The organism is Prosthecobacter sp. (assembly GCF_044373815.1).
Lineage (GTDB): Bacteria > Verrucomicrobiota > Verrucomicrobiia > Verrucomicrobiales > Verrucomicrobiaceae > Prosthecobacter.
In genome coordinates this window covers 1-10,124 of sequence record NZ_JBIPNG010000228.1, presented here as the reverse complement: position 1 = coordinate 10,124, position 10,124 = coordinate 1, and the positions used below count along the sequence as shown (strand labels likewise).

The 10,124-nt window shown below is 54.9% G+C and carries 13 protein-coding genes; 12 read left to right on the top strand and 1 reads right to left on the bottom strand.

What is annotated here, in order from left to right; translation table 11 throughout:
• The first annotated feature begins 329 nt into the window (after nucleotides 1-329).
• Genes ACIREA_RS18090 through ACIREA_RS18080 form a run of 3 tightly spaced genes read left to right on the top strand, consistent with a single transcriptional unit; the run spans nucleotide 330 to nucleotide 2,970 of the window.
• Nucleotides 330-1,559 (top strand): methyltransferase domain-containing protein, encoded by a 1,230-nt coding sequence (locus tag ACIREA_RS18090; protein WP_397383728.1) that lies wholly within the window; start codon nucleotides 330-332, stop codon nucleotides 1,557-1,559.
• Nucleotides 1,556-2,092: a dTDP-4-dehydrorhamnose 3,5-epimerase gene (gene rfbC, locus ACIREA_RS18085; RefSeq protein ID WP_397383726.1), complete on the top strand. Its 537-nt coding sequence runs from the start codon at nucleotides 1,556-1,558 to the stop codon at nucleotides 2,090-2,092. The genes ACIREA_RS18090 and rfbC overlap by 4 nt, the downstream gene beginning before the upstream one ends.
• Nucleotides 2,089-2,970: an NAD-dependent epimerase/dehydratase family protein gene (locus tag ACIREA_RS18080; protein ID WP_397383725.1), complete on the top strand. Its 882-nt coding sequence runs from the start codon at nucleotides 2,089-2,091 to the stop codon at nucleotides 2,968-2,970. Before rfbC ends, ACIREA_RS18080 begins: the two co-directional genes overlap by 4 nt.
• Nucleotides 2,971-3,038: 68 nt before the next feature.
• On the opposite strand, the gene ACIREA_RS18075 is transcribed toward ACIREA_RS18080, so the two are convergent.
• Nucleotides 3,039-3,281, bottom strand: coding sequence for a hypothetical protein (locus tag ACIREA_RS18075; RefSeq protein ID WP_397383729.1), 243 nt, complete (start codon nucleotides 3,279-3,281; stop codon nucleotides 3,039-3,041).
• On the opposite strand from ACIREA_RS18075, the gene ACIREA_RS18070 reads away from it, so the two are divergent.
• From ACIREA_RS18070 to ACIREA_RS18030, 9 genes are all read left to right on the top strand, one after another.
• On the top strand, nucleotides 3,180-3,788 hold the full coding sequence (locus tag ACIREA_RS18070; protein ID WP_397383724.1) for a cephalosporin hydroxylase family protein: 609 nt from the start codon (nucleotides 3,180-3,182) through the stop codon (nucleotides 3,786-3,788). The two genes, ACIREA_RS18075 and ACIREA_RS18070, sit on opposite strands and share 102 nt — an antisense overlap.
• 78 nt (nucleotides 3,789-3,866) lie before the next feature.
• The gene (locus ACIREA_RS18065) at nucleotides 3,867-4,898 is read left to right on the top strand and encodes an ATP-grasp domain-containing protein (RefSeq protein WP_397383723.1); all 1,032 of its coding nucleotides are present in this window, start codon (nucleotides 3,867-3,869) and stop codon (nucleotides 4,896-4,898) included.
• On the top strand, nucleotides 4,895-6,112 hold the full coding sequence (locus ACIREA_RS18060) for an NAD-dependent epimerase/dehydratase family protein (protein ID WP_397383722.1): 1,218 nt from the start codon (nucleotides 4,895-4,897) through the stop codon (nucleotides 6,110-6,112). The genes ACIREA_RS18065 and ACIREA_RS18060 overlap by 4 nt, the downstream gene beginning before the upstream one ends.
• 16 nt (nucleotides 6,113-6,128) lie before the next feature.
• Nucleotides 6,129-7,301 (top strand): acyltransferase family protein, encoded by a 1,173-nt coding sequence (locus ACIREA_RS18055; protein WP_397383720.1) that lies wholly within the window; start codon nucleotides 6,129-6,131, stop codon nucleotides 7,299-7,301.
• A gap of 167 nt (nucleotides 7,302-7,468) precedes the next feature.
• A complete protein-coding gene (locus ACIREA_RS18050) occupies nucleotides 7,469-7,600 on the top strand; it encodes a hypothetical protein (RefSeq protein ID WP_397383719.1) in 132 nt (43 codons plus the stop codon).
• The gene (locus tag ACIREA_RS18045; protein WP_397383718.1) at nucleotides 7,601-7,807 is read left to right on the top strand and encodes a CmcI family methyltransferase; all 207 of its coding nucleotides are present in this window, start codon (nucleotides 7,601-7,603) and stop codon (nucleotides 7,805-7,807) included.
• On the top strand, nucleotides 7,804-8,478 hold the full coding sequence (locus ACIREA_RS18040; RefSeq protein WP_397383717.1) for a hypothetical protein: 675 nt from the start codon (nucleotides 7,804-7,806) through the stop codon (nucleotides 8,476-8,478). The genes ACIREA_RS18045 and ACIREA_RS18040 overlap by 4 nt, the downstream gene beginning before the upstream one ends.
• Complete coding sequence (locus tag ACIREA_RS18035; protein ID WP_397383716.1) at nucleotides 8,475-9,602, top strand: DegT/DnrJ/EryC1/StrS family aminotransferase; 1,128 nt, start codon at nucleotides 8,475-8,477, stop codon at nucleotides 9,600-9,602. Before ACIREA_RS18040 ends, ACIREA_RS18035 begins: the two co-directional genes overlap by 4 nt.
• Nucleotides 9,603-9,656: 54 nt before the next feature.
• A partial coding sequence (locus tag ACIREA_RS18030; protein ID WP_397383715.1) for a glycosyltransferase family 2 protein occupies nucleotides 9,657-10,124 on the top strand: 468 nt, incomplete at its 3' end.

Here is a 10,124-nt window from a genome sequence, read left to right as displayed (position 1 = left end):
GAAGCGGTTTTGTCGTAAACCCGCTGATCTATCGCCAAGATTAACAAGAATCAGCTGGCCGAATCACCCATGCCAATGCCTGCACACTCCGGAGAAACTGCTGGCAAGTGGCTAGGTGACGGACCTTGAGCCAGGGGAAAGCCGCGCCTTCAGGGCTGGCGCCCCGTATCGGACTTCAATGCCGCAACCTTGGTCACGCTGCTTGGTGTCGCACTCGCCACACCGACAAAGATGCAGACATGCTGGCATTCAGGTGCCAAGAGATTCATGATTACACCGCAGGCCCGCCATAAAGGACTCGCCCAGACTCTTTAACATTGACTCCGCCCATGCCCGAAGCCCATCGCTGCCGTTCCTGCGGCTCCACCCACTCCCTTCCCGTCATCGATCTCGGCCTCCAGCCGCTGGCCAACAACCTCCTGCACCCCGAGGACCTCTGCCAACTGGAGCCTCGTTTCCCAGTGGGCGTATTCGTCTGTGGTGACTGCTGGCTGATGCAGATCACCAACACCGTGCCGCCGATCGATCTGTTCGGCGAGTACCTCTACTTTTCCTCCTTTTCCGACGCCATGCTGCGCCACGCCCGCGCCGCCGTGGAAAAACACATCGCCGAAAAAAACCTTGGAAAGGAGAGCTTCGTCGTCGAAATCGCCAGCAATGACGGGTACATGCTGAAGAACTTCGTCGAAGCCAGCGTCCCCTGCCTTGGCATCGAACCCGCGGCCAACATCGCCAAGGTGGCCCGGAAGATAGGCGTCGAGACGCACTGCGCATTCTTTGGCAAGGAGACCGCACGGGAACTGCGTGAACAGAGAGGCCTCGCGGATCTCATTCTGGGCAACAACGTCTTCGCCCACGCGCCTGACACCAACGACTTCGTCGCCGGCGTCGCCGAGTTGCTCAAGCCAGATGGCTGGGTGGTGTTCGAGTTTCCCTACGGCGTCGAAATGATCGGCAAGGTGGAGTTCGACACGATCTACCACGAACACGTCTATTACTTCACTCTCACACCTCTTATCCCGCTGTTTGCGCGGCACGGCATGGATGTTTTCCATGTCGAGCGCGTGCCCATTCATGGCGGCTCCCTGCGGCTGTACGCGTGCAGAAAGGGCGGCGAGACCATCCGTGCGACGGTTCGGGAAACGCTGGATGCGGAGGCCCAGCAGGGGGTGAGCAGCGCTGCCTACTACCAGCGTTTTAGCGATGAAGCCGCCCGCGTTAGGGCTGATCTGATCGCCTTTTTTGATGAGCAAAAGAAGGCTGGCAAACGAGTCGCGGCTTACGGAGCGTCTGCCAAGGGCAGCACGCTGCTCAACTACGTGGGCGACGCGGCGAAGACACTGGAATTCATCGCCGACCGCAGCACCTACAAGCATGGCCTCCTCAGCCCCGGCCTGCATGTGCCCATTGTGACCGCAGAGGAGCTCGCTGATCGCCGCCCCGACTACGCCGTGCTGCTGGTGTGGAATTTTGCGGAGGAAGTCATGGCGCAGCAGCGCGAGTTTCGGGCAAAAGGTGGCCAGTTCGTCATTCCCCTGCCTCAACTAACCGTGGCATGAAGTTTCACCCGACCGCACTCGAAGGCGTTGTGAGCGTGGAACCCGAACCGCGGCACGATGAACGTGGATTCTTGGCAAGGACCTACTGCGAGCACGCATTTGCCGCGCGCGGACTCAACACCCGGTGGGTGCAGCAGAATCACACTTCGACGCGCCAGAAAGGCAGCGTTCGCGGCATGCACTGGCAGGCGGAACCGCTGCCGGAGATCAAACTTGTGCGTTGCCTCGTTGGCCGGGTGCTGGATGTGATCGTCGATGTGCGCCCAAACTCCCCCACCTTCGGGAAATGGCATGCCGAGGAACTTTCTGACGAAAACATGCGGGCTCTTTACATCCCGGCGGGTTTCGCGCACGGCTTTCAGTGCCTGGAAGAAAGCTGCGAATTGTTGTACCTGATGTCAGAGTTCTTCCATCCGGACATGGCGCGTGGTCTGCGCTGCGATGATCCCCAGATCGGCATTGCCTGGCCACTGCCAGTGATCAACCTATCCCTGCGGGATGCCGCACTGCCGGGACTTGACGAACTGGCATGAGGATCCTCGTTTCAGGTGCTACGGGCTTCATCGGCCGCGCTTTTTGCCAGGAGGCTGTCCGGCGAGGTCATCAAATCCTCGCGATTACCCGTGATCCCGCCGCGCAAATCGCCCCAGACGTCGAGATCGCAGTCGGCAGCCTCGCAGAGACGCCTTGGAAACAGGTGGCCCGCTTCGCGCCGGATGTGGCACTGCACCTCGCCTGGTTCACTGGACCGGGCGAGTATCTTCGATCGTCGGAGAATGAGCTGTGGCTCGAACTAAGCAAAACCTGGTTCCGCAGGCTCATCGAACTCGGCGTGCTATACGTCGCAGGGACCGGCACCTGCATTGAATACGCGGCTTCCAAGGAACCGCTAAACGAAGACAAGTCACCTCTCGCTCCGCTGTTTTCCTATTCAAAAGCGAAAGTGGCGCTGTTTGAGTGGCTACGGGAGTTTTCAGATGTGGATTGGTCATGGTTCCGTGTCTTTTACCCCTATGGGAGCGGCGAACATCCTGAACGCTACACCAGCATGATGGTGAGCGAACTGCGGGCTGGAAAGACTTTGTCAATAAACACGCCTGGCAGCATTCGCGATTACATCGAGATTCGCGACACTGCCGCTGCTTTTTGCCACGCTATAGAATCACGATTGTGTGGAGCGGTGAACGTCGGCACTGGATCGGGAATCTGCATCGCATCGCTCGCGCTCCGCCTTGCAGGCCTTTTGCGCGCCGACGTGAATCTGATTGGGAGAAACCCGAACGCAGCCTATGATCCAACGCCGGTAATTGTCGCGGACACCGGAAGACTCCGACGGTCTGGCTGGAAGCCGCTCGTCGGCATCGACGAGGGCCTGCAACGGCTGATTGACAGCATGCCGCTGAGAACATAAGGACGATACTTCGACTTAACCTAAAGCCCCCTCCTCAGGCGTCTAATTTCATGCAGCTGACAATAGACTCAGACAACAATACGCTGCTCTGCAAGGATGCAGAGGGAGAACGCAGCATGCCGCTTTACTGCGATGAGGCGTTCAAGATCATTTCCGATCTTTGGGTTAAAGCCGGCTGGAATGCCAAGTATCTCTACACCTTTTCCTGGATGGGCCGCCCAATCATCCAACTCCCTGAGGATCTGATCCGCGTCCAGGAAATGATTTTCCAATTGAAGCCCGACGTGATTCTCGAAACCGGTGTTGCTCACGGCGGCTCTCTTATTTTTTACGCATCGCTCTTTGAAGCCATGCGCTGCAAGGGGTGCGTTATAGGCATTGATATCGAGATCCGTCCTCACAACCGCGCGGAGATCGAGGCGCACCCCCTGTTTGATCGAATTACTCTCATCGAGGGTTCGTCCGTGGCTCCTGAGACAGTTAAGAAAGCTAAGGCTCTGGTTGCTTCTGGGCAGAAAGTGCTCGTCATCCTCGATTCCAATCACCTGCGTGATCATGTGCGGGCAGAACTTGAAGCCTACTGCGACTTGGTGTGCCCTGGATCTTACATCGTAGCTACAGATGGCGTGATGCGTGAGGTGGCAGACGTACCGCGTGGGACGTCAAGCTGGATTGAGGACAACCCCACCACTGCCGCACGTGAGTTTGCCGAGGCTCATCCTGAGTTTGAACTGGCCGAACTGCCTTTCACTTTTAATGAGAGTACCCTGGACTTTCAGATCACCCACTGGACCGGTGCTTGGCTGCGCCGCCGTTGATTCATGGCTTCGACCGTTTCCCATGCCTGATGAAGCTATTCAATCTCTACGGAATACCAGCAATCCAGACTTTGCTTTATGAGTTCATCTAAACGACGTGTGCTAATCGCTGGTGCAGGTGGTGCCTCCCTTGGCACTGAGACGCTCAAAGCACTGGCCATGACAGGTCGTTATGAAGCAGTGGTGGCTGATGTCTCGCCCATGGCCTACGGTCTCTACCAGCCACAGGCCGCTGCCGGTCATGTGCTGCGCGTGGAGAGCTATATGGATGACCTCATCGCCTGCTGCCAGCGGGAAGGTGTGGGGCTGTTGGTCCCTGGAGCTGAGGCCACGCTGAAACTGATCAATGGTGCTCGCCAGCGCCTGCTGGAAGCGGGAATAACGCCCGTGTTAAACAGATCGGAAGTCATCCAGGCGTGTTCAGACAAGAGCATTACCTTTGACGTGCTCAAGAAACTCGGCATTCCCGTGCCGCAGACGCGGGTGCTGACTTGTGCTGAAGACTTGGATGACTTCCCCGTGCCTTGCATCATCAAGCCAGCCACAGAAACGGGCGGCAGCGCGCTTGTTTCAGCAGCATCCACGCGAACTGAAGCGCTCATGTATGCCCAGTGGATCTGGACAGCAGGCTTGAAGGCCATTGCCCAGGAATATCTGCCACACTCAGATGGTGAGTTCACGGTGGGAGTGCTGAGATTTGGCTCTTGGACAGGATCGATCGCGATGAAGCGTGAGTTTCCGTGCAAGCTTTCCTACCTGCTGAAGAATGAAAAGTTCCTCATCTCCAGCGGCTACAGTCAGGGGCTGATTGATGTGTTCCCTGAAGTCTGCGCGCAAGCGGAGCGCATCGCTGTGGCTCTGGACAGCCAGGGTCCGCTGAACATCCAGGGCCGTTTCGTCAACGGCATGTTCTATCCGTTTGAAATCAACCCTCGCTTCTCGGCAACGACGTATCTGCGAGCCATGGCAGGGTTCACCGAAATCGAGATATTCCTGAATCATCTCGCGGGCGAAGATTCGCCGCCAAAGCCGCAGATCAAACCGGGCTATTATTTGCGAAGTCTGGCTGAAATGTATGTGCCTGCAGATCGCATTAAAAACGCATTATGATTCGCTGGATTAATAATACGCTGGGTACAGCCGCCTTTGAAGATCCAGCAACGGCAGGTCATGAAGTTCTTGATGTGCGCAGTTTGGTGGACGGTCCTGCGAACGGGGTTGCAGCGTTGCGTGAACGCATTGAAGCGGGTCTGACAATGCTTCAAAAATCGGGGCGTCTGATCGTCTGCTGTGACTATGGCATTTCCCGCAGCAACACGATTGCTGCCGCAATCCTCGCAAGACGCGAAGGGATCTCGTTTGATGAGGCCTTTGCCACTACGCAGCTCCAAACGGGCGAGGTCCGGATGGACTACGGCATTGTGCAAACCGTGAGGGCCACATTTGATGCACCGAATTCTCAACCTGCTGTGGCAGGTCGTGTATTAGTGACGGGTGGGACCGGTTTTCTGGGTCAGTGGCTGAATCGTATCGCAGGTGACCGTTTTGAATTCGTGTCGCATCGCTCCAAGGACATTGATCTTGTGGCATCACCCTTTGGACTTGATGCAGTGGTCAGAAAGCACAGGCCAGACACCATCATCCATCTGGCAAACCCGAGAATCTATAACACACACGAGGTCGTGGGCCAGTCACTGGCGATGCTCCGCAATGTCGCCGACGTATGCCATCAACACGGCGTTTTTTTGGTGTGGCCATCGAGCTGGGTAGTTTTCAGCGGTCGCAAAAATGAAGGTGAGATTGTGATAGGTGACGATGTGTCGCCCATGCCTTACGGAAATTACGCAATGTCGAAGGCGCTATCGGAGAACATGCTCGACTACCTGAGCAAGGCCGGACATATCCGGGCGTGCATCCTGCGAATGACGCCGATCTATGGCAAGGGCAGTTCATTGCCACGGTTCCTGTTTCGCACGGCGGAAGCATGTCTAGCGGGCACCCCGGTGACAACTCATTGCTACCGCAACGGTCGGCCGAAGCTGCAACTGCTTCATGCCAGCGATGCCGCGCAGGCTCTGGCGCTGGCAGCGGCGAAGAGGCCAGAAGGCAAATTCAACATTGGAAGCATGGAGGCCAGGACCACACAGGATCTGGCCCGCATCATCGCGGAGGTCCTCGGCACACCATTCGAATCTCAGGAGATTCAATTGCAGGCATCGGTCGCCAACATCACGCTCGACACTACCAAAGCACGCAACGTGCTGCAGTGGTCGCCTAAGATGAATCTCAAAGAAGGATTTGAAGAGATGTTTTTATCTCAATAGTCACCAAAGCTTAGCATTGAATATTGAGCTGATGAAAATAAGACCAAAATTGCCTCGGCTTGATGAGTTTGACGGCTTGCGAGGCTTGCTAGCGAGCTGGGTAGCTCTCTCTCACATCTTGTTATGGTGTGGCTTTGCCGGCCTTAAATTTCGCCAACCTTTTGGACGCGGCTGGGGAGAGTTTATTTTCGCAATGTCAGCCGTGGAGACTTTCATTATTTTGAGTGGCTTTGCCATCTCGTTTTTATTGCACTCGCGAGAGCAATCCTACTGGACCTTCATCCGCGGAAGGTTTTTCCGGATCTATCCAGTCTATCTGGTGTGCTTGATTTTAGGAGTATGCGTGATTGGCATCACGCCGGTGCTTCTCAAGAATGCTTTGTGGCAAGACGCGAGCGTGGACATGATGAGAAGCATTTCTGAAAGCGAGCGCACTCATTTCCTCCCGCACCTGCTCGGTCATCTCACCTTGCTGCATGGACTGACTCCAAAAAAGCTCCTTCTTGATGCCACGGGCACACTGCTTTCACCGGCCTGGAGCATCTCACTTGAGTGGCAGTATTATCTCGTCGCTCCCTTCGTGGCGCTTTGGGTGCGTTCCAGTTCCCGGCTGCTGATCATAGGAATGGTTGCGTTCCTGGGCACTTGGTATGGCTCTCGTTGGCTGAACAACCCGCATCCGGCCTCTTTCCTGGTGCAGTTGCCGCTCTTCCTCGTTGGCATCGGTAGCTATCATCTCTATGCGCATTTTTGCTCTAGTGCTGCCAGTGAGGAGCTGGGCAAGTCGAGGCGTTATGCTGTCGCAGTCGTCGCCTTTGCCTGGGGGGCAATCCTCTTTACCAAACATTCACTGGCTCTCACCATCTGGGCGCTCGCCTTTGGCAGTGTCTTGGTTAAAGGCCCCGGACTTGTCGGCGGCATCCTGGGAATCGTGCGCCGCATCCTGGTGCATCCTTGGTTGCAGAAACTCGGCCATATCTCCTATCCCCTTTATCTGGTCCACTGGCCGGTGATTTTTCTCTGCCTTTACCTGTTTGGCCGCTGGAAGCCTGATCTCACCCGCAACCAGTTGACGCTGGGGATGCTGATCGTCGCCTCCCCTCTGATCCTGCTCGTATCGAGCTGTCTTCACAAATGGGTGGAAGCACCGCTGATGAAGCCCGGCAAAGGGCGCCGCAAGACTGAATAAATTTCTTTGACGGACGAGTTGTTGCAGTCCTTGAAGCCGCCCTTAGTTCATGCTCAAAACCTTCCAAAACAGCCCTGGGTTTCTTACTTGCCCACGGTCCAATGTCCGGCATGTATAGCACGCTCAGGCGCGGGTCTTGGACATCACTTGATTCCCTCAACACAACGATGAATAAAAAATTCAATGAAACCAACGCGAAGATGATTACCAAGATGGGCGAAGACCAGTCGCTACAGCGCGTGAGCAATGACTTTATGAAGGCCGTGCAGCCCCATCAGTACACCTGTCACTCCACCTGAATGCGCCGCCTCATCATCCAGCTCGCACAGGACATCTTGGCCGTTCAGGAAGTGAAGCTCAAATGGACCGCCGAGTCTGGCCTGGCCCAAGGCGGCTCCCTCAAGCTCTCCGCCTCCATGCTCCAGCTCATCGGTGGTGAAGGCCGTGTCATTTGCTTCGACATTTACATTTTCGCCCATAACCGCGCAGACGACAGGCTGCTATGAACATAACTTTCGTTCATCTTTCTGTCGACAAAATTGCAGCTTACTTATCCAGGCAGATGGCGAATTTTTTCCCTTTGGGAGATGGAGTGGAATCGACTATTGAGGATGCTATATGTCCGACAATGCGTTGTTTGGAGCATGGATTTAGGCGCATCAACCATCCCTCCTATAATAGAGACAGTGTGGCACTGTTTAATGTTCTCAATAGTGACCATTATGCGTCGTTTTTATGCTTGTTGGGAAGGGAGATTCATCGCATGCATCCACACCACCCAGTTGCACAAAAATGTTTTTTACTAAACAAGGCTCTTCACGGGCTGAACTGCATGTATGACGTCGAGCTACCACCCGTATTTTGGCTGCTCCACACGGTGGGTAGCGTCATAGGTAAAGCCAAGTACGGCAACTACCTCGTGATACGCCAAGGATGCACGATAGGGGCCATGCGGGGTGAGTACCCTGTCACTGGCGATGGGTTTATTATGAGTTCGGGTTGCTCAATCATTGGGCCTTCAATTGTCGCTGATAATGTGATGCTTGCGCCGAATACATCGGTTTTGGGCGAAAATATTGGACCAAATACGTTGTTGAGCGGACACTATGCACATGGCCTCACTTACAAAGAAATGGGACGGCGTCCGCTGAACGCACACTTTATTTTTGACGAATGAAACGAATTCCAATTGCAGGGCCATGGATCACCAGCCTCGAAATTGACTATGTAAATGATGCTGTTGCTAATGCGTGGTATGACAACGCAAACATATACCACTTTCGTTTTGAAAAGGCCTTTGCAGATTATGTAGGAGTGGCCCATGCCGTTTCGTTGCCGTCATGCACTTCGGGCCTGCATCTTGCACTGGCCGCGTTGGGAGTTGGGATCAATGATGAGGTGATCGTTCCGGAAATTACCTGGATTGCCACAGCCGCACCCATCAATTATGTTGGTGCTATTCCTGTATTCGTGGACGTTGATCCCACCACTTGGTGTATTTGTCCAGACTCATTGGAAGCGGCAATAACTCCACGTACAAAAGCAGTCATTACCGTCGATTTGTATGGCAACATGGCGGATTATGATCGGATCCTTGCCATCGCCAAGAAATACAACATCCGTGTCATTGAAGATGCTGCCGAGGCAGCTGGGGCGCGTTATAAAGGCAAAAATGCAGGAAGCTTTGGTGATGTCGCAGCATTTAGCTTCCACGGCTCCAAAACATTGACCACTGGTGAAGGCGGCATGCTCGTCACCCATGATCGAGCCCTCTTTGATCGCGCCAATTTTCTGCGCGATCACGGTCGTGTGCCCGGAGACTTTAGTTTCGAAAACAGTGAGGTCGCCTTTAAGTACAAAATGAGTTCGATGCAGGCCGCGCTGGGTTTGGCACAGACCGAGCGTCTGGATGAGTTGATTCAGAAGAAGCGCGCGGCCTTTGCCTGGTATCGAGAGCGCCTTTCTGGAATCCCCGGACTAACGATGAATGATCCCGGTCTCGATGTCGATGCGACCTACTGGATGGTGTCCATCGTCTGGAATGAATCCTTAAGACTGAATAAAAAGGATGTCGCCAATGCGCTGGCACAGCATGGCATCGATACACGCCCGTTTTTCAGCCCGCTGAGCTCCCTAGGGGCCTATCAACATCTGCCGGGCATCGAAGCCTGCCGCGCACGGAATCCGGTAAGCTATCGCCTACGAGACTGCGGCATCAACCTGCCATCATCCCTCGGATTGCAGGAAGTGGAGGTGGACTTTGTCTGCGAGCATTTGCGGCAGATCTTTTTGAAGTCCTGACGAATATGATTACTGGAATGAATTTTCAATCACTGCCATCAGAAGTCTGAATCCATGCTGACGATCGGAATACCTACCTACAACCGAAGCGCCTTCCTGCGAACCTCGCTGGCTTCCGCGCTGGGCCAGACTTCCAGTGAAGTCAAAATCATCGTCTCCGACAATGCCTCGACTGACGACACAGAAGCAGTGGTCAGCGAGTTTGGTGGTAGAATCAGATACGAACGTGCCCGGACAAACCTCGGGCCGAAGAGTAACTTCATCCGGCTGCTGGAACTCTGTGATACCGAGTATTTCAGCTGGCTGCAGGATGACGACTGCCTTGACCATCGCTTTGCGGAACGTGCTCTGTGTGCGTTCCGCGCTAACCCCGCGGTAACGACTTACTCGGCCTTCGCCCTGATGAGCGAGGGAATGGAGAGTCATTACAAGGCGCAGGTTTTCGGCCCTTCGTTTTCGGCTGATTTTCTGACTGGAAAAGGTGTGCAGACCGTTGACGGCAGGCTGGTCACGCCATTCTCA

Coding starts and splice junctions, on each gene's coding strand:
- ACIREA_RS18090 (WP_397383728.1), top strand. CDS start 330: ATGCCCGAAGCCCATCGCTGCCGTTCCTGCGGCTCCACCCACTCCCTT.
- rfbC (WP_397383726.1), top strand. CDS start 1,556: ATGAAGTTTCACCCGACCGCACTCGAAGGCGTTGTGAGCGTGGAACCC.
- ACIREA_RS18080 (WP_397383725.1), top strand. CDS start 2,089: ATGAGGATCCTCGTTTCAGGTGCTACGGGCTTCATCGGCCGCGCTTTT.
- ACIREA_RS18070 (WP_397383724.1), top strand. CDS start 3,180: ATGGGCCGCCCAATCATCCAACTCCCTGAGGATCTGATCCGCGTCCAG.
- ACIREA_RS18065 (WP_397383723.1), top strand. CDS start 3,867: ATGAGTTCATCTAAACGACGTGTGCTAATCGCTGGTGCAGGTGGTGCC.
- ACIREA_RS18060 (WP_397383722.1), top strand. CDS start 4,895: ATGATTCGCTGGATTAATAATACGCTGGGTACAGCCGCCTTTGAAGAT.
- ACIREA_RS18050 (WP_397383719.1), top strand. CDS start 7,469: ATGAATAAAAAATTCAATGAAACCAACGCGAAGATGATTACCAAGATG.
- ACIREA_RS18045 (WP_397383718.1), top strand. CDS start 7,601: ATGCGCCGCCTCATCATCCAGCTCGCACAGGACATCTTGGCCGTTCAG.
- ACIREA_RS18040 (WP_397383717.1), top strand. CDS start 7,804: ATGAACATAACTTTCGTTCATCTTTCTGTCGACAAAATTGCAGCTTAC.
- ACIREA_RS18035 (WP_397383716.1), top strand. CDS start 8,475: ATGAAACGAATTCCAATTGCAGGGCCATGGATCACCAGCCTCGAAATT.